At 40.6% G+C, this 25,913-nt stretch carries 19 protein-coding genes; 11 read left to right on the top strand and 8 right to left on the bottom strand.

Annotation, left to right across the window (positions count from 1 at the left end):
• Window positions 1-324: 324 nt before the first annotated feature.
• Window positions 325-2,238, bottom strand: a complete 1,914-nt coding sequence (locus NIES592_RS18080; protein ID WP_073556485.1) for an ABC transporter permease subunit — start codon at window positions 2,236-2,238, stop codon at window positions 325-327.
• Window positions 2,239-2,346: 108 nt separating this feature from the next.
• Window positions 2,347-3,297 (bottom strand): ABC transporter ATP-binding protein, encoded by a 951-nt coding sequence (locus NIES592_RS18075; RefSeq protein WP_073556484.1) that lies wholly within the window; start codon window positions 3,295-3,297, stop codon window positions 2,347-2,349.
• 185 nt (window positions 3,298-3,482) lie between these two features.
• On the opposite strand from NIES592_RS18075, the gene NIES592_RS25980 reads away from it, so the two are divergent.
• The 4 genes from NIES592_RS25980 (at window position 3,483) to NIES592_RS18060 (ending at window position 6,975) form a co-directional block, all read left to right on the top strand.
• Entirely contained in the window at window positions 3,483-3,614 is a 132-nt protein-coding gene (locus tag NIES592_RS25980) for a hypothetical protein (RefSeq protein WP_256678168.1), read from the top strand.
• 79 nt (window positions 3,615-3,693) lie between these two features.
• Window positions 3,694-4,578 (top strand): carbohydrate ABC transporter permease, encoded by an 885-nt coding sequence (locus tag NIES592_RS18070; RefSeq protein ID WP_062250213.1) that lies wholly within the window; start codon window positions 3,694-3,696, stop codon window positions 4,576-4,578.
• A 128-nt stretch (window positions 4,579-4,706) separates the two neighbouring features.
• Window positions 4,707-5,789: an ABC transporter ATP-binding protein gene (locus tag NIES592_RS18065; RefSeq protein WP_073556483.1), complete on the top strand. Its 1,083-nt coding sequence runs from the start codon at window positions 4,707-4,709 to the stop codon at window positions 5,787-5,789.
• Between the two features lie 448 nt (window positions 5,790-6,237).
• Window positions 6,238-6,975, top strand: coding sequence for a hypothetical protein (locus NIES592_RS18060; protein WP_073556482.1), 738 nt, complete (start codon window positions 6,238-6,240; stop codon window positions 6,973-6,975).
• A 326-nt stretch (window positions 6,976-7,301) separates the two neighbouring features.
• Here the strand turns inward: NIES592_RS18060 and NIES592_RS18055 are convergent, their stop codons facing one another.
• A complete protein-coding gene (locus NIES592_RS18055; RefSeq protein ID WP_073556481.1) occupies window positions 7,302-9,083 on the bottom strand; it encodes a serine/threonine-protein kinase in 1,782 nt (593 codons plus the stop codon).
• Window positions 9,084-9,556: 473 nt separating this feature from the next.
• Here NIES592_RS18055 and NIES592_RS18045 point away from each other — a divergent pair, with 473 nt between their 5' ends.
• Window positions 9,557-10,735, top strand: coding sequence for a serine/threonine-protein kinase (locus NIES592_RS18045; RefSeq protein WP_073556480.1), 1,179 nt, complete (start codon window positions 9,557-9,559; stop codon window positions 10,733-10,735).
• 130 nt (window positions 10,736-10,865) lie between these two features.
• On the opposite strand, the gene NIES592_RS18040 is transcribed toward NIES592_RS18045, so the two are convergent.
• Together NIES592_RS18040 and NIES592_RS18035 are read right to left on the bottom strand one after the other, a co-directional pair.
• Window positions 10,866-13,511: a polynucleotide kinase-phosphatase gene (locus NIES592_RS18040; protein ID WP_073556479.1), complete on the bottom strand. Its 2,646-nt coding sequence runs from the start codon at window positions 13,509-13,511 to the stop codon at window positions 10,866-10,868.
• A gap of 451 nt (window positions 13,512-13,962) precedes the next feature.
• Window positions 13,963-15,354, bottom strand: a complete 1,392-nt coding sequence (locus tag NIES592_RS18035) for a 3' terminal RNA ribose 2'-O-methyltransferase Hen1 (protein WP_073556478.1) — start codon at window positions 15,352-15,354, stop codon at window positions 13,963-13,965.
• Window positions 15,355-15,548: 194 nt separating this feature from the next.
• Between NIES592_RS18035 and fni the strand changes: the two genes are divergently transcribed.
• From fni to NIES592_RS18020, 3 genes are all read left to right on the top strand, one after another.
• Window positions 15,549-16,598, top strand: coding sequence for a type 2 isopentenyl-diphosphate Delta-isomerase (gene fni, locus NIES592_RS18030; protein WP_073556477.1), 1,050 nt, complete (start codon window positions 15,549-15,551; stop codon window positions 16,596-16,598).
• A gap of 222 nt (window positions 16,599-16,820) precedes the next feature.
• A complete protein-coding gene (sppA, locus tag NIES592_RS18025; protein ID WP_073556476.1) occupies window positions 16,821-18,653 on the top strand; it encodes a signal peptide peptidase SppA in 1,833 nt (610 codons plus the stop codon).
• Window positions 18,654-18,779: 126 nt separating this feature from the next.
• Window positions 18,780-19,031 carry a TIGR02450 family Trp-rich protein gene (locus NIES592_RS18020; RefSeq protein WP_009460140.1) on the top strand — a complete coding sequence of 84 codons (252 nt, stop codon included), beginning with the start codon at window positions 18,780-18,782 and terminating at the stop codon, window positions 19,029-19,031.
• A gap of 191 nt (window positions 19,032-19,222) precedes the next feature.
• Here the strand turns inward: NIES592_RS18020 and NIES592_RS18015 are convergent, their stop codons facing one another.
• On the bottom strand, window positions 19,223-19,795 hold the full coding sequence (locus NIES592_RS18015; protein WP_073556475.1) for a Uma2 family endonuclease: 573 nt from the start codon (window positions 19,793-19,795) through the stop codon (window positions 19,223-19,225).
• A gap of 697 nt (window positions 19,796-20,492) precedes the next feature.
• Between NIES592_RS18015 and bchL the strand changes: the two genes are divergently transcribed.
• The 3 genes from bchL to NIES592_RS17995 all read left to right on the top strand — a co-directional run bounded on the left by bchL (window position 20,493) and on the right by NIES592_RS17995 (window position 23,696).
• On the top strand, window positions 20,493-21,359 hold the full coding sequence (gene bchL, locus NIES592_RS18005; RefSeq protein WP_009460143.1) for a ferredoxin:protochlorophyllide reductase (ATP-dependent) iron-sulfur ATP-binding protein: 867 nt from the start codon (window positions 20,493-20,495) through the stop codon (window positions 21,357-21,359).
• Window positions 21,360-21,384: 25 nt separating this feature from the next.
• Window positions 21,385-22,191, top strand: a complete 807-nt coding sequence (locus tag NIES592_RS18000) for a DUF5331 domain-containing protein (protein WP_073556473.1) — start codon at window positions 21,385-21,387, stop codon at window positions 22,189-22,191.
• A 104-nt stretch (window positions 22,192-22,295) separates the two neighbouring features.
• Window positions 22,296-23,696 (top strand): ferredoxin:protochlorophyllide reductase (ATP-dependent) subunit N, encoded by a 1,401-nt coding sequence (locus NIES592_RS17995; RefSeq protein ID WP_009460145.1) that lies wholly within the window; start codon window positions 22,296-22,298, stop codon window positions 23,694-23,696.
• Between the two features lie 622 nt (window positions 23,697-24,318).
• On the opposite strand, the gene NIES592_RS17990 is transcribed toward NIES592_RS17995, so the two are convergent.
• Together NIES592_RS17990 and NIES592_RS17985 are read right to left on the bottom strand one after the other, a co-directional pair.
• On the bottom strand, window positions 24,319-24,792 hold the full coding sequence (locus tag NIES592_RS17990; protein WP_062250186.1) for a DUF2141 domain-containing protein: 474 nt from the start codon (window positions 24,790-24,792) through the stop codon (window positions 24,319-24,321).
• A gap of 49 nt (window positions 24,793-24,841) precedes the next feature.
• Entirely contained in the window at window positions 24,842-25,846 is a 1,005-nt protein-coding gene (locus tag NIES592_RS17985) for an NAD-dependent epimerase/dehydratase family protein (RefSeq protein WP_073556472.1), read from the bottom strand.
• Between the last annotated feature and the right edge of the window lie 67 nt (window positions 25,847-25,913).

Genomic DNA, 25,913 nt, shown 5'->3' with positions numbered 1-25,913 from the left:
ATTGGTATATGCATATCTTGCAACTGTGCAATTATTAGCTCTAACATTAGCCCTAAACTTTAGTTTAGGGCTGGTAGCTTAAGTTCAACTCAAGCTAACTAAACTATCAGAAGGTTTCAACTTGTTTTAACGAGTTTTAGCTTTCAGCCGGAACTTTAGTCCCCGACTCAAAGCAAGATATATGATTCCTTGAATAGGAATTACAATTAACATCGTGGTAGAATCTAGTGAGTCTGCATTTAATTTAAAGAAGTGCCCAGAACTGAAGTTTCGGGCTAATAGCTAAAGTCCATTAGAATGGAATAAAACCAAGACCGATGCAAATTAGCTTGTTGCTAGCAAAGCTTTTGTCGCAGATTCTCCTGCTATTTTGATTTGACGTTTCAATTGCAAATTTAACAATACTAAAACACTCAACTCACCTAAAAGAGCTACAAAAACTGTCGTAGTTGTCGCATATTCTAAACCCACCCAAGGAAAACTAGAAAGCAACCATAAAGTAGAATATGTCTCTGGATGAAGATTCAGCATTCCTAAAAACGTGGGTGGTAAAAACATTGCTGCGGCGACAGTTCCAATTGCCCAAACAGAACGTTTGGAATTTTTCATCATGAGCATGATTTGCGTGATGGTGGCATAAATCATCATCATACAGATAAACAATACCACACCTAAAATTGCTTTGAAGCGCCCAACTTCGTTAACTAACCAGTCCAGGCTATTGTTATTATTCGTTTTCAAAGAAAGTGCAACTAAAATCCAAATTACTAACGGAATAGTAACAATTACAAGATTAATTGCTATTGTGACGAGAGCGGGACTTTTTTCACCCCAAATTAAATCTTGTAATAAATAATTCTGCCATAATCCTTGACGTCGAGAGATATTTTGGTGTCGATACCTAGCCCAATCTTGCACTGCTTGCCGATGGGGTGAGAGAATGGCAATTAAACTGAACAGTAACAGCAAGTTAAAAAACACTATATAAGCAAAGTTTTGTGTTACTTGATAGTTTAAATCGGAATAAGCAGGAGCAGATGTACCACTGGGGTAGAAAGGATAATAATTTTTGGCAGATTGGAGAGTAAATCCCCAAAGAAGAAGTTGCAAATAAGTAACGAGCAAATAACTTTGACCCTTACTCAGCATTGTAGAATTTGGGTTACGAAAGCGACGCTTTAATCCATGCCAAACCCAGTAAGTCCACAAGGCATAATTAACTAAATTCAAAACCAGCAAACCAATCAAACTTTTGCCCACAGGCAAGTAGAAAAATTGTATTTGTTCTAATAATTGCCAATTATATCTGCGGAATAAATTGGGAAACAAATAAGCAGTCATATCAAAAGGACTGAACAGTCTCAACCAAGCAGCTGCATGATCTAGATGTGGGCCAGAAGATGCAAATTGCATTGTCACGAATAAGAAAATTAGAACTGTACCACAGCCTAACCAAGGTTGAAATCCACTAAAGAAACGGCTCAAAAATCCAAATAATAGTGCAGCGCTATAGAAAAAGAAACAACTAGCCGCCAAAATCACATAAAAACTTAAAATGTGACTAAAAGCAATGTTGGCAGCACGACCTGATAATAAATGAAAAGGAATAGCAACTGCAACTGCTAGATAAATTAAAATTGGAACTCCTAGCATTTTCCCAGTCAAAATAGTTGTTTCTGACTGCGGACTAAGACGCAGGAAATTTAATGTACCCCGGTTTTCTTCTTGAGCTAAGTTATTAATCAGTAAATAAGTACCTGCAACTAATAGTGTAAAAACAAAAATTACAGTTAGTGATAGGAATATATATTCCCAATGATCCCGCCACCACCCCTGCATGTCGATTTGGTTAAGTGGGCAGTACTGATTGTACAGAATATTATTGATGTTCCTTTCTTGGGTCTTGAGTTGATCTATTTGTTGTGTTAGAAATTGAATTGCTGATGCATCATAATTTTTAGATTTGCCTAATACAGATAATTGCTGTTGAAGTTTGTTAATCTGCGGGTAAATCTCATTGATTTGTTGTTTATAAGTTTCTCCTATACGACAATAATTTCCAGACATTTGATATTTTTCGCCTGGTATTTCCCGTAATTGGTACAAGAACAATATCAACTGACCAACTAAGGATGTAATGCAGGCGATCGCGGCAGGAAAAACTTTCAGACGACCTTTAATTTCCCGCAGTAATTGCGGATTCCAGTCGCCTATTTTGTCCATAAAATTGAGCATCATAGGTGAGAACTCCAAAATGGGAATTGGGAATTGGGGATTGGGGAAAGAGGGGACAAGGGAGGCAAGGAGGAAATACTAAACAATCAACAATCAACAATCAACAACTAACTAAGATGCTTGTTTATGACCAAGCTTGAGGAAAATAGTTTCTAAGTCTTCTTGAGTGCAGTGAAATTCACTCACAGGAATGTTTGCTTGGATAAGCGATCGCAATAAATCAGCACAGTCTTCCTGTTTACCAGAAAAATTCACCCGCACGCTGTTTTTAACACTCATGATTTCCCACTCTTGCACACAAGGATTATTCTTTAGTTCTGCTAATAATTCTTCTTGTTTTCCTAAAGTGAAGATGACAATTTGCTGGCGGGCAAGACGTTGATAGAGTTGTTCTAGTGATGCACTTTCTACTAAATAACCGAGTTCCATGATTCCCACCGAAGTGCATAATTCTGCTAAATCGCTGAGAACATGGGAGGAAATTAGTATTGTCATTCCCGCTTCTTGCAAGACTTTGATGATTTCTCGAAATTGCATCCTCGCAATCGGATCTAGTCCCGAAACAGGTTCATCTAACAGCAGCAAAATCGGTTCATGAATGATTGTCCGTGCCAAACTGAGGCGCTGCTTCATCCCTCGTGACAAAGTGGCAATTAAGCTATTGCGTTTATTCCCCAGCTGTATTAGTTCTAAAACCTCGTGCAAACGTTTTGTCCGACGTGGTTCTCGCAAACGATACAGACGAGCAAAATAATCTAGGTAATCCCAGACTGTCAGTTCTTCATACAAAGGATAGTCATCAGGTAAGTAACCAAGGCGACGTTTGAGAGTGGGGTTACTTTGATCACGTAATAAGCGATCGCCATTAATATAAATCTCACCCGTAGTCGGTTCTTCTGCTGCTGCTAACATCCGGATGAGAGTAGTTTTGCCTGCACCATTGGGGCCAATTAAGCCATATACTTCACCTGCATAAATTTCTAAATCAACATTATTAACGGCAACGTGCCTATCAAATTGCTTCGTCAGTCCATTGGTGCGAATTGCTAATTCTTTTACCATAGCTGCTGAGTGCCGCTTGCGATTACCAAATAAGCTAGCCTCTTCCTACAGCTTTTGTCAGCTTCGTTTCGGAAATTGAAACTGTCTTTACACAAACTTGATATTAGTACCAAATTTTACCATAAAAATTGATACTTTGAGGTTTTAATTGATACTTTATCGTTGCTTTTGAAGACACCGATGGATTGGCATCAATTCATCCTGAACCAACCAAAATTGCTCTTGAAAACGAAGTGAAAGATATTGTTCATCGCTCTATCCCAACGCTACCAGAAAGCGATCGCACTGCTGTCACACTCTTCTATTTTGATACATAATTAATCAAACACTAACCACTGTAGAGACGCGCCATAGCACGTCTCTACAACAACCAACAAACAACCACTAACTACTTTTATGACTGCTATTGGCGAAGAATTTATTAGCAATCCCCAACACAAAACTAGAACAAAGAATTCTAGAAAACGCATTTTACTTTGGATTGCGATCGCTTTAGTGGTGATTTTCTGTTTAGCACCGATCATGTGGCAAATTCTGACTTCTTTTAAGGTGAATCAGGATATTTCCCAAGTACCCACAGTTTATTTTCCTACACGCTTAACACTGAATCATTACATTGATTTATTTAATCGTCGTCCTTTTTGGCGTTACATATTAAACAGTGCTTTTGTATCTTTTATCTCTACAGCTTTTGCTTTAGCCATTGGCGCGCCTGCTGCCTATGCTTTGGCAAGGTTACGGCCTCGAGGTAATCAATTTATCTTGGCAAGTGTTTTAATTGTGACTTTATTTCCCGGTATTTTATTATTCCAAGGGTTGTTAGAAATAGTGCAACTGTTGCGTTTGGGTAATAATTATCTGGCACTAATTATTCCTTATACAGCTATTAATTTACCGTTAACTATTTTGGTGTTACGTAGCTTTTTCTTACAATTACCAAAAGATTTAGAAGATTCTGCCAAAATAGATGGTTATAACACTTGGCAGATGCTCATCCAAATCTTATTGCCTATGACAATTCCAGCCTTAGTAACCACTGGAATTCTGACATTTATTTTTGCTTGGAATGAGTTTATTTTTGCCCTGACCTTCATTACTCGTGAAGACATGAAAACAATTCCTGTGGCAGCTGCCCAACTCAGCGGGGCATCAACCTTTGAAATTCCCTACGGTCCCATTGCTGCTGCTACTGTAGTTGGTACACTTCCCTTAGTTTTACTGGTTTTGTTTTTCCAACGCAAAATTGTCCAAGGTTTGACGGCTGGTGCAGTGAAAGGCTAATGGGGAGCAGAAGGGGACAGGGAGGACACGGGAAGGTTTGTTGTTAGTTTCCTTCTTCACTGCGTTTACCCCGTCTCCCTTGTCTCCCATGTCTCCCTTCCAATCCTCAATTCCCGATCCCCACTATCATGGCAACCCTAGAATTAAAAAACCTCAATAAAACCTACTCACCTAAAGTTGTCCCAGTCAAAGACATCAGCTTAACCGTAGATGATAATGAATTTCTCACTTTGCTTGGACCTAGTGGCTGTGGTAAGTCTACAACTTTGAGAATGATTGCAGGGTTGGAAGAAGTCACTCGCGGTCACATTATCCTTGGGAAGGAAGATATCACCTTTAAGCGCCCGGGCGATCGCAATATGGCGATGGTATTTCAAAGCTATGCCCTTTATCCCCACATGACGGTGTACGATAACCTCGCCTCTGGACTGAAATTGAAGAAAGTTCCCCATGCCAAAATAAAACAGCGAGTTGCTGAAGTCACAGAAATTCTCGGCTTAGAAGAATTATTGCAGCGCAAACCTGGGCAATTATCTGGAGGACAAAGACAGCGGGTTGCAGTCGGTCGGGCATTAGTACGTAATGCCCAAGTATATTTATTAGATGAACCCCTGAGTAATTTAGATGCACTATTAAGGGAAAGAGTCCGCGCTGATATCAAGCAAATATTTGCTGCCCAACAAGTACCAGTGGTTTATGTCACCCATGATCAAACAGAAGCGATGACGCTTTCAACCAAAGTTGCTGTCCTTAATAATGGCTATGTGCAGCAACTAGATCCACCTGCACGCATATACAATCATCCAGCAAATCTATTTGTAGCGGGTTTTGTGGGCAGTCCGCAAATGAATTTGCTTACCCTACCTTGCCAGGGACACTACGCAATACTGGGTGGTTTTCAAATTCCCTTACCTGATATTCCCACAGTACCACCACAAATAGTCTTAGGAATTCGTCCAGAACACGTCCGCATTCCTCAAGATGGAGATACAAACATTATTAAAGGTCGTGTGTTTTTAGTAGAAAACTTGGGAATGCACAATTTGGTAAGTGTCAGTATTGCTTGCCAAACAGAACCTTTGACAGTACGTGCTTTGTTACCCCCAGACCAAAATATCAGTAACGAGGAGATGACGCTAGCATTACCACATGAAAATATTCATTGGTTTGATGTAGAGTCGGGAGATTCGCTGGTTAGGAAGAGTGAGTGACAATTAGGGAGGAGGTGGGGAGTATGAGGAGTATGAGGAGTGTGAGGAGTAAACAATTAACCACTATCAAATTATTAATATTCTCTTCACCCACATCCACATCATCGATATCTACGCTAAATTAGTGAATTTTTGAATTTCAAAGATTTTATCAGATGAATAATCATACAAATCAAACTCTATTCGCTGTTTTCCACTACGGTATTTTGTATATGAAGTAAAATTTATGCAATCCCTGATTTTCATTTTCTAGCAATGGTTTCAGCCCTTTAGAAAGTTTGTAGTTATGGCTACAGTCCTCACTACAAACTTTCTTATATTGTGTTTGTTTAATCACTGTACATTCTCATCTTTAGTATTCGTTAGCTTTTTTTGATTATCCCTTACCGATCTCAATATTTTATTGTTACTTTTATTTTGTAACTATTGATATACTCCTTGTGTCAAAATGCTGCGACTTTATCATGTAATCATCGGTGTAGCTTTGTTGGTTTTAGTACCGTTAGGATTCAAGGTTACTGGTTCTGGCTCTTCTAAAAATAGTGATTCTCCAACAGTGGTGCAACCATCTCCAGCTACGACTTCTAGCCCTAATGGAAACAATATTTGGAAAAATCTTGCCCAGAAAACTGCTAGCCCCAAAGATTGGCAAGTTGCACCTTGTGATGGTAATGCACCTCTACTATGTATCTCTGCAAATGGAGAACGTGTTGGTACGGTAGAGATGCTAATTTACCCACTGGAAAAACAGCCGAATTTTCAGAAGATGCTCACTCAAGTTGGTATTGATCCCAGTCAAAAAATAGATTACCAAAATCCCCAATACCAAACTCAGCTATTATCAGCACTCAATGCTTGGGTAAATGAATACTACGCTGGATTAGAGAAAGATCGTCAAGGTAGTTATGGCGATCGCATCACTTTTTCAAGCTATCCATCTCAACAAGTACAGGTTGGTAAACTTCCTGGACTCCGTTATGGTTTTGTCGGTTTAAAGCGCCAAGGTGGAGTGCAAGAACAACATCTAGGTTATGTTACTTTTGATGGCAAAGCACTTTATGTTATGGCTACTGCTTTTGACCCGGCTTCGCAAACAGGTAAGTTCGATAGAATAGAAAATTTGGCTGTTTTTGAACCGTATCTAGATGCGATCGCTTTTAATTTACGCTTACCAAGTTCAATTTAAACTTGCAATTTTACTGTTTAAAAAAGCTCCTATTTCTGGGCAACTTAGTTAATTTTTGTTCGTTCATAAAGTTATTGAGGACACATACACCTGTGTCCTCGTTTTAATTGGAAAATTGTAATCATTAAAATTAACTAATATCAAGTTCGGCTAATTGCTTACGATATTATGCTTAGTTGTTGCGCATTGAGCATTGGGCATGGGAAAATGATTAGTCGGTATCTTTATTACGTATTACCAATTACCCATTACCAATTACCAGCCTACGCGACAGTATAAGTATTCAAGCGAACATGATATCAGACAAAAATTTAGTTATCCAGTAGTTATAAAGGTGTTGAATTTGGTGTAATGTTGACCTCTTGTAGCAAAGTGCTGGGATCAAAAGATTCACGCATTGATGTTTCTTTTGATATTGCAGCTATTACTTTAGATGGAACTACCTTTTGATTCTTTACTTGCAAACGTTGCTTTTGTGTATATTCTTCCAATTTTGCTTTAGCAGTTGCATATACAGAAGAATTTTCCGGGACTTGCTGGAGGAATTTGACAGCCGTCTCAAACTCACCTATTTCTGCTTTATTATAGGCTTGTTGCAACAAAAAGATGGCTCTAATTTGTTGTTTTTGGTGGTACTCAGTTAATTTTTGTTTGACTAAATCAGTAGCAGAAGTTTCTTTAGGAACTTGCTGTAAATAAGTTAAAGCAGTACTGAAATCTTTAACAGCAGCTTTTTCATAAGCTCTAGCTAATAAATTATTTGTTTGTGTTTCGATTTTAGCTTTGGCTTGCTCAACGATTTGATCTGTTTTTGACTGCCAATATAAAATATCAGGTACTTGAGAAGCAGCATGTATGGCCTCTGACCATTGTCCCTCGTCTAATGCTTTTTTCGCTAATAAATATTGTTCAGTAGCAAGTTGCCACTGGTTTTGCCATTCTTCTATTGTAGTTTGTGCTTCTGGATAAACATTACTGTTTGCAGGAATAGATTTTGCCAGAGCGATCGCTTTTTCCAAATCTCCTGATTGAAATTCTTCTGTTGCTTTATATAAAGTTTCTGTTTCAGAATAGGCTGGAGAATTCATCAAAGAATAGACCCCAAATCCCACGACCAAAGAATTAGCAACCAGTCCGACTCGCATTCCTGTCAGCAAAGGAGGTGATTTCACAGATGCATCGCGGCGAGCAAAATGGTCTTTTTCGTCTGTAGAATCTAGTAATACAGTAGACTGCAAATGATTCGTTTGCGCTTGCGAATATTCGAGAGACATTTGCTCAAGCGCCCGCAATATCTCAGCTGCTGACTGGAAACGATCTTTGTAGTTATAACGGATCATCTGGCTAAGAATTGCAGCAAGATAATCGCTGGCTGGAGTCTGATGAGAACGCCAAATAAATTCATTACTGTGAGGATCAATTTTTAATTGCAATGGAGATAAACCAGTTAAAGCCTGGATCGCAATCATACCCACAGCATAAATATCACTATTGGGCTGTGTTTGATCGATAAATTGTTCTGGGGGAATATAACCCAATGAAGTGACAGGAACCCTATAAATTGGCAATACAGTATCTATGCCAAAATTAATTGGTTGAATAGAACCAAAATCGATTAAAACTAATTTCCCATCAGACTTACGTCTAATTAAATTTTCCGGTTTAACGTCGCAGTGAATAACTCCTTGAGAGTGAACAAAATTGAGAATACCTAAAATATCTTGTAAAAATTGAATAATTTCGCTTTCAGTCCAAAGATAACCTGCACGTTGATTAATGGGCAATTCTGTTGTGAGTGCATGTCCCTCAATAAACTCCTGCACTAAGTAAAAACGCTCGTTTTCTTCAAAACAAGCAATCAGTTGCGGAATTTGATCATGGTGTCCCAAATATCTCAGAGTTTCAGTCTCTGTGAGAAAGTGTAACCTCAGTGACTGTAAATAGGCGGGTTGGGAGCTAGAAACCTTGAGTTGTTTGATTACACATTTTGGGTGATTTGGTTGTTCAACATTGATCGCAATATATGTTTGTCCAAACACACCTGCACCCAAACTTTGGACAATTTGATACTGTCCTTGTAGTACTTTACCGATCATGTGGTGGGCCATGAGCTGCTCACTAAGTCACTATTTATATTTACATTTTCGGTAAATGCTCCCTGTTTCCGGATTTCTTGGTCGGTAGATAATGTAAAGTGTTGTTGTTTTATAACACTGTTTTTCAGAGATTATACGGACGCTTTAATTTAAATTAATAAAATCATATATGTAACATACTATGTCCTACAAAATGATATAGGTATTATACATTATCAGTATTATTTATCGTGGAAAGATGCCCATCTTTAATTTTTATGAGTTCTACTCTTACTTAGCTCCAGCCTTCTACATTTTTAGAGACGATAGAAAGACTCTTGCAAAAATTACAGTTGCCGCAAAAAGGGTCAAGGGTAAAGGGATTTTTCTTTCCTTTTCCCCTTACCCCTTCACCTTTTGCAACAAGTCCACTATAGCTGCGATTTTTCTAACCACTGTTTGGCTAGAGCAGGCACAATAGAGACAGGTGTCCCCCAGTTCTCAGTATGAGCTATTGCCTTAACCCCAGCTGTCCCCAACCCCAAAACACGAATAATGGCAAGTTTTGCCAAACTTGTGGTGCTAAGCTACTTCTCAAAGAACGTTACCGCGCCATTAAACCCATAGGACAAGGCGGTTTTGGCAGAACTTTTCTAGCTGTGGATGAGGATAAACCCTCTAAACCGCGTTGTGTGATTAAGCAATTTTATCCCCAAGCCCAGGGCACTAGTACTGTACAAAAAGCAGTAGAGTTATTTAATCAGGAAGCAATGCGGCTAGATGAGTTAGGGAAACATCCGCAAATTCCAGAACTGCTAGCATATTTTACCCAAGATGACAGGCAATATCTAGTCCAAGAATTTATTGATGGGCAAAATCTGGCAGAAGAATTGGCACTCAAAGGGGCTTTTAACGAAACGCAGATTCGGCAACTGCTCAATAATTTATTGTCTGTTTTGCAATTTTGTCATAGCAGACAAGTGATTCATCGAGATATAAAGCCAGAAAATATTATTCGTCGCCGATTTCCCCTAGGAGGGGAAGAAAATCAACAGCACAGGGATTTAGTTCTGGTAGATTTTGGTGCTTCTAAATTTGTTACTCACACAGCCCTTAACCGCACTGGTACAAGTATTGGTAGTCCAGAATATGTTGCACCAGAACAAATACGGGGACAAGCGATATTTGCCAGTGATATTTACAGCTTGGGTGCTACCTGTGTGCGCTTATTAACCGAGCGATCGCCTTTCGATTTGTACGATGTCAATAACGATACTTGGATTTGGCAGCGCTACGTCAAAAGTCCGGTTAGCGAAGAGTTAAACTCTATTTTAGACAAAATGCTCCAAAGCATTCCCGCCCGGCGTTACCAAACCACAGATGAAGTTCTCACAGACTTAAATAAAAAGTCATCTGTTGCTACTACCCTCACCATACCAAGCAAACCAGTTGTTACCTCACCTCCACCTACTAGTACTACTTCTACACCCACTCCTAGTTATAATCCCATCGAAAAAGAATTAGAGGAAATGAGGACTACATTTCTGGGTGGTACTAAATCTGCAAATAACAAAGCAATGCGATCGCCCCAACAATCGACACATCAACCGACTCCTCACAGTAAGATCGATGAGGAGTTAGAGGAATTAAGAGCTAAGTATCTTGGTAATAATTCTCCAGATTAATTTAGTTAGTGGTTAGTAGAGACGCGATGTTCCTCGCGTCTGTACAATAGTGGTTAGTGGTTATTCCTCCACTCCCCACACTCCCCACACCCCTCACACTCCCCATCACCCCATCTCCCCATCTTCTCCCTTACAACCTCGGATCTACAGGTTCACTCTCTAGTGCCAAAATTCCCACAACGCATTCGTGGACACGGCGTAGAGGTGCATGAGTAATGAAACGTTCCAACGCTTCCACACCCAAAGCAAACTCCCGCTTTGCCAAGGAGCGCTTGAGTGTTAATCCTCGTTGACGTAGACGTTGCATATTTTCAGGTGCTGAGTACTCTAAACCATAAATTATTCGCAAATACTCTTGTCCGCGACATTTCACCGCAGGTTGAATAATTCCTCGACTGCTTTTGACAATAAATTGCATTGGTTTCACAACTATACCTTCACCTCCCATAGCTGTTAAATTTTCCCACCAATGTATCCCTTCTGCTTCACTGCTTGGGTCTGTCAAATCTATTACCTTATATACTGTTGGCAACAGTAAGTCGGGGTCATGCAGAGCAATTTTTGCTACTTCTCGCATGTGCCATTGATGATTTTTATCGATGTGGACGGCTGTTTCTGTTGCCAAGATGTGAAAAGGTGCAAGCTTATAGTCAGAAATATGCTCAACTGGCCAGCAGTAGCGACGGTAAGCCGTGACATACTTTTGAGCCATCTCGGCTTTTTGTTGATAATTGCTCAATTGTAAAGTCACATCTACACCCCGTCGTTCTGCCTTCTCCAGCAAAGTTACAGCGTCACCCAGTGCTAGGCGTGATGCTACGCCAACAGGAGCATATTGTTCTCGTAACAGTCCTTGAGCTTTAGCTGACCAAGGCATCAGTTCACAGTCTAGACATACCCAGTCGGTATAAAATTTTTCCCAGAAGCCACTATTGGTAAGGCAGGTATTTAACCTATCTAACAGTTCTGTTTCGAGAGTTGGGTGATCAAAAAATCTTCTACCTGTGCGGGTGTAGCAAATACCAATCCCCTCATTCACAATGCCAAAGCGCTTTTTAGCTACTGTTTCATCCCGGCACACGATCACCACTGCTCGGGAACCCATGTGCTTTTCTTCACATATTACTTGTGATATTCCCTGGTTACGATAATAAGCAAAGGCCTGTTGGGGGTGTTCCAGATATCCCAATTGTTGGGATGCTTCCACTGGAGACATGGTGGGTGGTAGATAAATCAGCCATTTGGGATTGGCTGCAAAACGGCTGACTACCTCTAGAGCTGCGATCGCATTTTCTTCTTGAATTTTTATATGAGGTACTAAGCGGGTATTAATAATGCGCTTACCCAGCACATCATCAATATTTAACACATCATCCAGTTGCTGCTGGACTGTCATTGCTTCTGTCACAACCTTGTCAATGGGTTTGGCAGGTTGGCTGTAAGCATGGGCAGCAGGAACACTCACTAATTCTTTTTCTGGATAGCGCAAGGCTGTGAGTTTGCCTCCAAAAACACAACCTGTATCAATATTAATAGTGTTGTTGAGCCATTCTGCGGAAAGTACGGGTGTGTGTCCATAAACAACCATTGCTTGACCCCGGTATTCTGCTGCCCAGTTGTAACGGATGGGTAAGCCAAGCTCGTCGATTTCTCCTGTTGTTTCACCATACAAAGCAAATTCTCGCACCTGAGCTGACCCTCGTCCTTGATATTCCTGCTTCATTCCAGCATGAGCAACGACTAACCGACCATCATCAAGAACGTAATGACTCACCAAAGTATCTAAAAATTCTTTTAGTTCTTTAGTATGGTGTTCACGCCATTCTGCAGGCAAAGCTTCTATCTCTGCCAAAGTTTTCTCTAAACCGTGATTTATTTTGACATTCTTACCCCGTAATTTCCGCAAAAACTTGTTTTCATGATTACCAGGAACACAAATAGCTGTCCCTGCTACCACCATATTTCTTACTAATTTCACGGTATCCAGAATACGTGGGCCTCGGTCTATTAAATCACCCAGAAAAACAGCTTTACGCCCTTGGGGATGGTAGTAGGTGGGAGCGTTCCATAGGGTGGGGAGAGTGGGGGGAGTGTGAGGAGTGGGGGAAGATAAGCAGGCAATTTCTCCTGCTTGTCCCTCTTGTCCCTCTTGTCCCCCTTTGACATACCCTAATTTTTCCAACAGGGCTTCTAGTTCATCACAACAGCCGTGGATGTCACCGATGATGTCAAAGGGTCCGTGTTCATACTTGCGATTGTTCCATAGGGGTTGACGTTCAATTTTTACGGTATCAATTTCTGCTACTGAATTCAGAATATATACGTAGCGAAAGCCTTCTCGTTCTAATCCCCGCAACGAACGTCGTAACATTTGGGTATGATGCCGCACTACATGAAAACCAAATTGACGGTTTGGGCGTTGTTGATTATGCTGGTGACATACTTCTTCTGGTAAATTGAGAGCAATCGCTACTGGGAAAAAATGGTATTTTCGTGCTAACTGAACAAAAATTTTTCGGTCTTCTGGTTGGAGATTAGTCGCATCAATAACGGTCAGTTTTCCTGCTGCGAGTCGTTTGGTAGTGATAAAGTGCAGGACATCAAAAGCATCTTTGGTTGCAAATTGATTATTCTCATCATCTGATACCAATCCCCGACAGAAATCTGAGGATAACACTTCAAAAGGTTGGAAAAGTCTGTGTGCAAAGGTCGATTTACCAGCGCCAGAAGCACCGATGAGAACAACTAAAGAAAGTTCGGGAATAGTTAGTTTCATAGTTCGTGTTGCTGATTTATGGTTAGTAGGGGCGCACAGCTAGCTGTACGCCCCTACAGTGGTTGGTGGTTTTCCTCCACTGTTCCACTCTCTGTTCCTCATTCCCTCTCAGTAGACCTCTTACACAAAGATTTTTAAGCGCACCCTAACCCTCCCCGATTTTGGGGAGGGAACTAAATAATTCATGCAAGAGTTCTAATCCTGGAGGTTTCCAAGACAGTTAGTTTTTTTTAGAACTACTCTTCCAGATCTGATATGGGTGTAAGTAAACCAAATTTATGCAGGTTATCTGCTTAATTTTTATCAAAAAAGGCAGAAAGCAGATGGCAGACGGTAAGAAAAACAACAGCCGCCACAAACTGGGTTGGGTGACTTCCACACTTATCTACGATGAGCGTGGTCTTCAATTAGAGGAGGTTTCAATTCCCCTAATTGCCTCCTGGCTTCTGCCTTATTTTGGGTATTGCTTGAATATTGCCATCTGGGTTGGAGAACCAAGTTCTATATCTTCTTCCCCTACGGATTGAAATTCCACACTATAACCAAAGTGTTGTGTGATTTCCTTCGCCCAAGTTTGAAACTCTGTTCGTGTCCATTCAAAACGGTGATCTTTATGTCGCAGTTTCCCAGCAGGTAGATTTTCAAATTTGATGTTGTACTCAATATTTGGTGTAGTTACAATCACAATTCTAGGCTTGGCAAACTCGAACACAACCCGCTCAAATGCTTCTATGCGCGCTAAATCTAGATGTTCAATCACCTCAATGACTGTAGCTGCATCGTATCCATTGAAACGTTTATCTTGGTAAGTGAGCGCGCCTTGAATCAGTTGCAAACGGTTCCATTGGTTACGGGGTAGACATAGACGATCTAGCCTTTCTTTAGCTACCTCTAAAGAACGATAGGAAACATCAACACCCGTAACTTGCTCAAAAAAGCTATCTTTGATCAGTATTTTCAGTAAATTGCCCTGACCACACCCTAAATCAATCACCCGTTTGGCACCATGATTTTTGAGGGTGGCGACTACAGCATTCATTCTTTGTTGGTTGAGGCTAAGTGGTTTTTCGACGGCTGCTTCTTCTTGAGTGTGTCTTTCTTGTGCTTGGTCTGGATCAAGAATTTCTTGCTCGGTCAATTGGGTTAAAGCCGCACGAGTTAGATAGTTTTGGGGTTTGAGGTAGCGTCTGGTAATTTGTTCTCGCGCCGGATGGGTATGTAGCCAGCCTTCACCATGACGCAGTAGCTTTTCGACTTCTTCATCGCCTACCCAGTAGTGTTTATCATCATCTAGCACTGGTATAAGTACGTATAAATGATTGAGAAATTCACTAAGAGGAAGGGTGTGCTGTAGCTCAACTGTATAATATTGGCTTTGCCCCCACTCCGGAAATTTTTCATCAAGGAGATGACCTGTAGCGCTAACAGAGTAACCTAAAGGTTCAAATAATTGCCGTAAAAATGCTTCGCCACCTCGACAGGGTAAAACAGGTAATCTTGCGACTAAGGGAATTGGAGTTTGTGTTAGTTCCTGTCTCTGTTGGCAACGACCAGCAAGGGCTGTATTGAAGACTTGGGCGATCGCTACACTTAAAAACGAAGAAGCAACGTAAGGGCGATCGCTTACGTATTGCTTGATAGTTGAACTATGTCCCCGCACCAATCTCACGGGGTCTATTTCCAGCAACAGTGCCGCAGTACAACGCTGGGTGTCTGCTTCTGGATAGAATACATGTGCCTGTCCAAAGGCAAGAGCAAAGGACTGGCAACGATCTGGGTGTTTATGTAGTAGGTAGCCTAACTCCGTTGCAGGCTGATGTGTAGTGGAAATTGTCAACAGCATTCACTTTGCGTCAAGTTGAACATGAGAAGGTTTAATGATTACTACTAATGTAAAATCTCCAATTACACAAAAATTCTTCTATTTACTGGCAAATTTATTCGCTTTGTCTTTCCCCTACACTCTTATTTCCCTACATCCCTATTTATTGACACAATAGAAATTACAATATCCTCATCCTCGAAAATTACCTACTCGTGAACACGCCCATCAGCCCATCCGCCGCTACCCAAATTCGTAAAGCCGATCACATCCGCATTTGCCTAGAAGAAGATGTGCAATTCCAACAAACTACTAATGGATTAGAAGATTATCGTTTTAGCCATTGTTGTTTGCCGGAACTTGATCACAATGACATTGATCTTAGTACTACTTTTTTAGGAAAGCAGTTAGGGGCACCATTATTAATTTCTTCCATGACTGGAGGAACCCCAGAAGCGGGAATGATTAACCGTCGTCTAGCGGAAGTCGCCCAACACTATAAATTCGCTATGGGTGTCGGTTCTCAGCGTATAGCTGTAGAAAAACCTTCTGTGGCCGATACCTTCGCTGTCCGCAAATATGCTCCAGATGTTCTCTTGTTTGCCAATCTGGGCGCTGTGCAACTCAACTATGATTACGGCTTAGATGAATGTCTGCGAGTAGTTGATATTTTGGAAGCTGATGCCTTGATTTTGCATCTCAACCCATTGCAAGAGTGCATTCAACCTCGAGGTGATAAGAATTTTAGGGGCTTGCTTGACAAAATATCTAGATTATGCTCAAAACTCCAAGTCCCTGTTATTGCCAAAGAAGTAGGCAATGGTATTTCAGCAACAGTGGCACAGAAGCTGATTGCAGCAGGCGTAAAGGCCATTGATGTAGCTGGTGCAGGTGGCACTTCTTGGGCAAAAGTAGAAAGTGAAAGAGCTGAAAATCCCCTACAACGGCGTTTGGGTCGAACCTTTGCAGATTGGGGTTTACCAACGGCGGAGTGCATAACTAGTATTCGCGCAGTTGCACCAACAGTACCTCTCATTGCTTCTGGCGGATTACGTCATGGACTGGATGTGGCGAAAGCTTTGGCACTGGGAGCAGATATAGCTGGTTTAGCAATGCCATTTTTGCAAGCTGCTGCTTCCTCAGAAGCTGCTGTCTACGACTTGGGCGAGATATTAATTGCTGAAATAACTACGGTGCTATTCTGTACTGGTAACGCTACTATCAAGCAACTACAGTGTTCAGGGAGTTTAGAGCATATAAAATAAGTATAAAACTCATCTATATTTGCTAGCTTAAATGATAGGTGTGGGGTATTGGGTGTAAATATCAAACTAAACAATAAAGTCATTAGTTATGAAGGTTGATAGTTGATTGTTAGTTGTTGATTGTTGATTGTTTTTTAATCATCTCCAATAACTAATGACCAATGACTAATGACCAATGACTAATGACTAATGACCAATGACTAATAACTAAGTAAAGACAATATGCAGAATTTTATTAAACAAACTTTTGCTAGTTTGGTTGGAAATATCCTGGGATTATTTATTTTTTTTGGCTTAGGAACTACAGGACTTTTGTTGCTGTTGTTTGCTGCATCTCAAAATCCAGGGCCAGTAGTCAAAGATAAATCAGTGGTAGTTTTTGACTTATCAATGAAAATCACCGATGGAGAACCAAGTTCTAGCGAACTACTCCAACAAGTATTATCTGGTGAAGAACAAAAACAAATGTCTCTCCGCAGTATTCTGGATGCGATTGAAAAAGCACGACGTGATCAGCGTATTGTTGGAATCTATTTAGATGCGACTCGCATTTCTGGAAGTGACAACACAGCAGGTTTTGCTACCTTTAAAGAAATTCGCCAAGCCCTAGCAAAGTTTCGTGCTGCTGGTAAGAAGGTAGTAGCCTATGGCATGGACTGGGGAGAACGGGAATATTATTTAAGTTCAGTAGCGGATACAATTGTGTTGAACCCGTTGGGGGCGATGGAAATCAATGGCTTGAGTTCTCAACCGATGTTCTTCGCAGGCGCGTTGCAAAAATACGGTATTGGTGTACAAGTTGTGCGGGTAGGAAAGTTCAAGGGAGCAGTTGAACCGTTTGTACTTGATAAGCTAAGTCCAGAGAACCGCCAACAAACTCAGAAATTATTGGATGATGTCTGGACAGAGTGGCGGAATGCGGTTGGATATAGCCGTAAAATTACTCCCGCAAAATTGCAGGCGATCGCAGATAATCAAGCCTTCTTACAAGCAGAACAAGCCAAAAGCAATGGTTTGGTGGATAAACTTGGCTATTTTGATCAAGTGGTTGCTGATCTCAAACAGTTGACAGATAGCGACAAGGATGACAAAACCTTCCGGCAAATTTCCCTAAGTGAATACGCGCAAGTCCCCGGTAAATCTTTAGGTACAGAACGCAATTCTAAAAACAAAATTGCTGTAGTTTATGCTGAGGGAGAAATTGTTGATGGTCAAGGTAGCGATGGGGAAATAGGCGGTGATAGCTTTGCGAGAATTTTTCGCAAGCTACGACAACAGGAGGACGTCAAAGCGATCGTCTTGAGGATCAACAGTCCTGGTGGTAGTGCGACAGCAGCAGAAGTGATGCAACGGGAAGTACGCTTAACTCGTGAGAAAAAACCAGTTGTTGTATCAATGGGTGATGTTGCTGCTTCTGGTGGTTATTGGATTGCTAGCGACTCTAACCGTATTTTTGCTGAACCCAATACAATTACGGGTTCAATAGGTGTGTTTGGACTGCTATTTAATGCTCAAGAACTAGCTAACAATAACGGCATCACTTGGGATACAGTTAAAACTGGACGCTATGCTGATAGTCAAACTCTTTCTCGTCCTAAAACTCCTGAAGAATTGGCAATTTACCAACGCAGTGTCAACAAAATCTACAATATATTTCTTGGTAAAGTTGCCCAAGGTCGCAATATTCCAGAAGCAAAGGTAGCAGAGATTGCTCAAGGTCGTGTTTGGTCAGGTACAGCAGCAAAAAACATTGGTTTAGTAGATGAAATTGGCGGTTTGGATGCTGCTATTACCTACGCTGCTGCACAAGCAAAACTTGGAAATGACTGGAAATTAGAAGAGTATCCCAAGTATGGCACTTTGGAAGAACGTATCTTAGGAAAAGTTCCAGAACAAACAAAAGCTGTGTTGAATTTGGATGAGCAAAAACTACAATTACCAGATCCATTAGCAGGTGAATTACAAAAACTCAAAGCAGAACTTGCGACTCTGAAAAAGATGAATGATCCGCAGGGTGTGTATGCTCGTTTGCCTTTTAATTTGAAAATTGAGTAAGTTTTTTGTTTGGTTGTGGTTTGGGTGATAAGGATCGCAGAGTTCGCATAGAGGAATTTTGCTATGATTTAATGCAACTGACTACTAACTACTAACCACTAACCACTAATACTGAAATACTGAAAGATGACCAAAAAACAAAAGTTTCCTTATTTAGTTGGTTCTAAGTGGACTGCACAAAAAAAAGTAGATGGTTGGCGACATTTTCAAGTTGTCAACCGTAAAAATCAAGGTAAGTGGGTATATGCTGAAATGGTTGCTTCTTGTGACCCTAATGTTCGTTTTTGGCTGAATGCCAAGCTATTACAAGATCGTTCTCAATGGCATCCTGGGTGGCAATCTTTGGATGAATTAGAAAAAGAGTTGTCACAAAGCTAATTTGAGATCATGTCCACTTGAGGAGTTATATTATCCGTTGGGGTCGGTAATTTGTAATGGGTAATGGGTACTTGGTGATAATTGGTTATTTTTTCACCATGCTGAATTCTCGATGTCCAAGCTTTATATCGTAAGCAATTAGTCGGGCATGATCTAAGTGGTCTATTAGACCTGATAAATAATTTGTAAATTTAGGGAATTTTTGCTTGTTGGAAGATTTGTTGAGGTGTAATTTGTAGATTTTCAAATAAGGAATCTTCTAAACTATCAGTACCACGCTTAGTTTGGGGAAGAGCATCGGGATAAAAAATAGTAATAGTTTTTGCTTTAGTGTCAATAATCCAAACCCGTTGAACTTTAGCTTTCAGATAATCTGTTGCTTTTTCTGTCATTTCACCGAAACTTTGACCAGGTGAGATAATTTCAATAACTAGTTCGGGTGCAACAGGACAAGCCTCATCTCGCAACCAATCAGCAGCAAGACGGTTATAAGAAATATAAGTTAAATCTGGTACAGGAACCCAATCTTGTTGATTTCGTGTTAGTTTAATTGCCCATTCAATTACAACCCGTCCCTTTCCTTGTGCCCATGCAGACAATAGTATAAATAACGCACCTGTTATAGAACTATGAAAAAATTTTGGTGACATTTCATCGTTTTTGAATTTCGGAACAGCTTCTCCGTCAATTAGTTCGTAGATGATGTCTCCTTCGGGAAGTGCGAGGAATTCTTTAAGGGTGAGTTGGGTTTTGAGTTGAGTCATGGTTAGTTTGGGAGTTGGAGATTAATGGCGATCGCATACTCTCTCGAACAGAACCAGGATTTAATCCATCTCTGGAAATGTAATAATTTTTTATATTTTCTGAGTCAGACCTCAAAATTAGCGATCGCTGAGTTTGACAGTGAATTTGCAACTGCCTACTTTTTGCCTATCAAAATCAGCAATGATGTTATGAGAATAACATTTCTATGTCAGCGGAGAGCAAAGATGAGGCTTCACTAAAATTTTGACAACACAATCTATGGCTGTGTTTAAACCCACCAAACAAACCTATCCTTCTGAACAAAGGCTAGGATTTTTCATTTTATTTACTTAAGTAGTGCTTCAGCACATAGAGTATTAATACTCTTCTACCATAAGTTCTTTATTATGAAAACCATATAAATGAAGAAAGCCTGTACTTTGTATTTTGTAACTAATTTATATTTTTATGTTTATTAAAATTTAAAAATATGATTTTTTTTGATTTTTTAAAAAATTAGCATGCTATTAAAAGCCATTTGGAATTCAATAAATGTCAATACTTTTGCTAACGGCATCATTCAATTTTTCATCCCCTTTATTTTCAGTTTTTTTTGGACAATAATTACACTCGAAGACTTCACACATCGCTTTTGCACGCGGTGCTGCAAGTGTTTGAGCCAAATTTTTTATAAAAAAACCATAAGAGGCAAAAACAGTGAAATTAGCAGTTTACGGAAAAGGCGGTATCGGTAAATCTACAACTAGCTGTAATATTTCTGTCGCTTTAGCCAAACGTGGCAAGAAAGTTTTGCAAATTGGCTGCGACCCTAAACACGACAGCACATTCACCCTTACAGGCTTTTTGATTCCGACGATTATTGATACTCTGCAAGAGAAGGATTACCATTACGAAGATATTTGGCCAGAAGATGTAATTTACAAAGGTTATGGTGGTGTAGATTGTGTCGAAGCAGGTGGGCCACCCGCAGGTGCTGGATGTGGCGGTTATGTAGTTGGTGAGACAGTAAAATTACTAAAAGAACTCAACGCTTTTGATGAGTACGATGTGATTTTGTTTGACGTTCTCGGTGACGTTGTTTGTGGAGGTTTTGCCGCACCTTTGAATTATGCCGATTATTGCATAATTGTTACTGACAACGGCTTTGATGCCTTATTTGCTGCTAACCGCATTGCTGCTTCTGTAAGGGAGAAAGCACGGACTCACCCATTACGTCTAGCTGGATTGATTGGTAATCGCACATCTAAGCGTGACTTGATAGATAAATACGTAGAAGCTGTACCAATGCCAGTTTTAGAAGTTCTGCCTCTGATTGAAGATATCCGTGTTTCCCGTGTGAAGGGCAAGACGTTGTTTGAAATGGCAGATATAGACCCTTCTTTGAACTACGTTTGCGATTATTACTTAAACATCGCTGACCAACTTTTGGCACTACCAGAAGGTGTTGTTCCTAAAGACGCCCAAGATAGGGAATTATTCTCTTTATTATCTGATTTTTACTTAAATCCGAATAAACCACAGGTTCCTAATCCGGAAGAAGAATTAGACTTGATGATTGTATAAATCATTTAGATCTCAGGATGGGAATATGGCCTTCTTCTATAGCTTTACAGATTCACTGAAGCAAAAATGGTTGCAATTTTTTCAAGTCAATCGCGACTGGATTAAGTTGCACATGGAGGTAGAATCAGTCTATACGCCTGACGGCGGCAAGCGACCACCATCTTACCTCATCCTGGGAGTAGCTAATGCGCTCGAACCGAAGCTAGCGCAATTGATGTTACCTTTTTCTAAATTGAATCCTGACGCAGATACCTTGGTTGAGGTGTTGGATTTAAATTTTGATCCTGATATTGCTCTTGGAAACCGTGTTATTCCCAAATCAGAGGAATCGTCGCAGGAAGATGAATCAGCAGTTGTCACGGAAGAAATATACCATGATGAAACGTTGACAAATCAACAGACAAATGATCTGGTGAACAATGCGATCGCCCATGATTTGGAAATGAGCTACGACCATGAAGAAACACTCATGGTTCCAGATAGCATGGTGCGGGATGAACTCAGAGCAATGGCAACGGAACATCTCAATAGCTCCAATGAGAATTTATCATCCCCAGGTCACAACTCTCACAACGAGTCGCAGCAAACATCCCAATCAGATGTAGCAGATGAATTTGGCGATATTTCCTTTGACGCCATGAAGGAAGCAGACAGCACAATCTCCGCCACAGCTGCGCCTGAAGAAAACGAGTTTGCTGATGTGTTGTCGGATGTTTGGAGTACTGAGACAAGTTCTCTCAAGAGAGAATCAAATACAGATTTTTTTGGGGAAGAACTATCAAATAACGGTTTTGATGACTCGGAAATCGCCCGTCTCTTCCCCAACACGTAAATACACAGTTAGGGGTTAGTCATTTGTCCTTTGTTATTTTTATTCACGAATGGCAAATGACCCTTAACTCTTAACTTAAAAAATTAAGGGGAGAATATATCAAAATGACTCTTGCTCAACCAGAAGCTTTAAATTTTGAGTGTGAAACTGGAAATTACCATACCTTTTGCCCTATTAGCTGTGTAGCTTGGTTATACCAAAAAATTGAAGATAGCTTCTTTTTGGTAATTGGTACAAAAACTTGTGGCTACTTCCTGCAAAATGCGATGGGGGTAATGATTTTTGCAGAACCCCGTTACGCAATGGCAGAGTTAGAAGAAGGCGATATTTCGGCCCAACTGAATGATTATGAGGAATTGAAGCGCTTGTGCTTGCAGATCAAACGCGATCGCAATCCCAGCGTAATTGTCTGGATCGGCACTTGCACTACCGAAATCATCAAAATGGATTTAGAAGGCTTGGCCCCCAAGCTGGAAGCCGAAATCGGTATCCCCATTGTTGTCGCCCGTGCTAACGGTTTAGACTACGCTTTCACCCAAGGAGAAGACACAGTCTTAGCTGCAATGGCTACACGTTGTCCAGATAAAGCTCCTGTGGTAGAAGCAGAGAAAAACGAGCGCAACGCTATTCAAAAGCTACTCAACTTTGGTAAGAAGAAAGAAGAAGTTGCCCAAGAAGAGTCTGAGTACGTAAATCACCCACCGCTAGTACTATTTGGTTCACTCCCCGATCCCGTAGTTACTCAGCTGACTCTAGAACTGAAAAAGCAAGGTATTAAAGTTTCTGGCTGGCTACCTGCCAAGCGTTTTACAGAACTGCCTGTAATTGAAGAAGGGTATTATGTTGCTGGTGTCAACCCCTTCCTCAGCCGTACCGCTACAACTCTCATGCGGCGTCGCAAATGCAAGCTCATCGGCGCACCGTTCCCCATCGGTCCAGATGGAACTCGTGCTTGGATTGAGAAAATTTGCTCGGTTTTTGGTATTACCCCCCAAGGTTTAGACGAACGAGAAGCCCAAATTTGGAAAGGTTTGGAAGAATACATCAAACTAATTCGTGGCAAGTCTGTATTCTTCATGGGTGACAATTTGTTGGAAGTTTCCCTCGCCCGCTTCTTGGTACGCTGCGGTATGACTGTGCATGAAATAGGCATTCCCTATATGGACAAGCGCTACCAAGCTGCTGAATTAGCCTTGCTGGAGAAGACTTGCAAGGAAATGGGTGTACCTATGCCTAAGATTGTGGAGAAACCAGACAACTATAATCAAGTCCAACGCATTTACCAGTTGCAGCCTGACTTAGTAATTACTGGTATGGCTCACGCCAACCCCTTAGAAGCACGTGGAATTAACACCAAGTGGTCTGTAGAATTTACATTTGCTCAAATTCACGGTTTTACCAACGCCCGTGACATCCTTGAGTTAGTCACTCGTCCCCTACGTCGCAATAACAGCCTCAAAGATTTAGGTTGGGACAAATTGGTGAAGGAAGAAGCCAAAATTTAACAGTTATCAGTTCACTGTTGTTAATTCAAATTTTTTGCCTTGGTATCCCTGTAGATAAAGCAGAAGGCAAACGGAGCGATCGCAATTAAGCGATCGTTTTTTATAGTGCTGTAACTCTCAAAAAACACATGAACAATTTTACATGTTTTAGGGAATGAAACAGCTCTGCACAAGCAGGGAGGGTTTCTTTTTATTTCTCATATCAGTATAAAGAAAAGAAAAAAGCCAGTGCCAAGAATACCACTGGCGAGAATGAATCCAAGAGCACAAGGTTCGCTGAGCTAAAATTAAGAATTACAGAAAATCATCATTTTATAAAGGTATATGCAACAATCATGCAACATAATGATTGTTTGTCCTTGGTGTGATGCTTCAATAGAACTCTCTTGGAAATGATGCAAGGGTGTGGGGTGTAGCAGGAGTGCGAAATACATTCTCTCGACTAATGCTACGAAATCTAATGTATATTTAGCTGTGGCATTTAATCCGCCACAGCGTAGACCGATAGCTTATACCAAAGCTACTAGTGGTCTATCGCAAAAATTATGAGAAGTTGTGAGGGGTCAGATCCCCGACTTCTTGAATGAGTCGGGGATATTGTAGCGCAGTTATGGCTGATGTCTTATGGATCAAGGGAATATTTTATGGCAATGTGAATAGTTTTATTTTTTTTGAGTGAAAAACTTGCATCTTGAAACTTTGGTACACCAGTTTTTATTGAAATTGTCGGATTATTGGAAACACCAAAACCCTCTTGTGGAACACCTAAAAAGTTTCTGTTTAATTTATAATCTCCATCTTGATCATCTACTACAGCAACAGCATAAGTTCCAGGTTTTAATCCGTAGAAGTCCTTTTTTATAGAATTTCCTTGAATTTGAACGCAACCACTTTGTACTTCGCTAGTATCAGTGAAAGGAAACCCTTGTTCATCATTATGGATTCTCAGGCAAATTTGTCCCTTTTGATGACGAATTCCATATACTACAACAGTTAGTTTTATATTGGAATTAGCATTTGAATTTGCTGTTGCTAAATCCAAGATTACAAAATTGGAGAGCAAAAACAGATAAAAGAGAGTTATTCTTTTTATCATAATATGTTTGTAATTTGTAGTTTTGGCTAGATTTCAAGACTTCATTTTGCTATGACATCAATTTTTGAATATCTGTTATTTGCAGCCATTCCTGTGTGCGCCGCATTCCTTCTTCTAGATCAATTTTTGGTTTAAAATTCAACATATTTTGTGCTTTGGCAATAGAATAAGCGTAGGGACGAGAGAGAAAATCTACAGTTTCTGGCAGAAGATCGGGTTTTTTCCGAAAAAGTTTTTGTCCCTGTTCCCGCACCCGCAGTAATAATTTGGCTTCATCTTTTGGTAAAGAATAAGGTACAGGTAAATTTGCCATTTCAGCTAAGCGAGTAAAATATTCTCTCCAGGAAGTTTGCTGCCCATCGGTGATGTTAAAGATTTCTCCGTGTGCTTCCTTTTCGATCGCAAGAAAGATGCCATCAATCAAATTATCAATATATAGATGGTTAATGACTCCTCGTCCATCGTTAATTAATGCAAATAAATTTTGCTGCATCATCAGTAGTGGTCGGACTATCCAAGGAATACTCCCCGGTCCGTAAACATCTCCTGGTCTGATAATGATAATCCCAAAGCCTGGGGGGGCATGGAGTTGTAAAAGTGCTTCTTCGGCTTCTATTTTTGTCTGGCAGAAAGGATTATTCTCACCACGCAGTGGTCCATCTTCCGTAATGCCATCAGGATAGTTGAAGCCATAAACCATAGCGCTGGAGAGATGAGTAAAGATTTTGATACCAGCACTCTTGGCAGCTTTAGCCATGTTGACAGTTCCACCAACGTTGACCTCACGAAAATGTTTGAGCGATCCACTTTCTTGGACAATGCCAGCTGTATGCAAAACGATGTCTACTCCCTGACAAGCCTTGTAGGCAGTCGTAGGATCAGTGACGCTGCCAATCATAACCTCCGCACCTAGTTTTTGTGCTTGTTTAGCTTTTTCGGCAGAACGTGCCAAACCACGAACTTTCATCCCTCGTGCTATGGCTAGCTCAGCAGTTCGTAAGCCGATAAATCCACTAATTCCCGAAATTAAAAGTGTTTGTTCACAGAGGTTCATAAAACTTACTCACTTTATTTTTGGAACCAATCCAAAATCGAACGATCGCGTCTACGAGCTTGACGAG

Origin of the sequence: Fischerella major NIES-592, from assembly GCF_001904645.1 — a bacterium.
Classification (GTDB): Bacteria; Cyanobacteriota; Cyanobacteriia; order Cyanobacteriales; family Nostocaceae; genus Fischerella; species Fischerella thermalis.
This window is presented reverse-complemented; position numbering and strand designations above follow the sequence as displayed.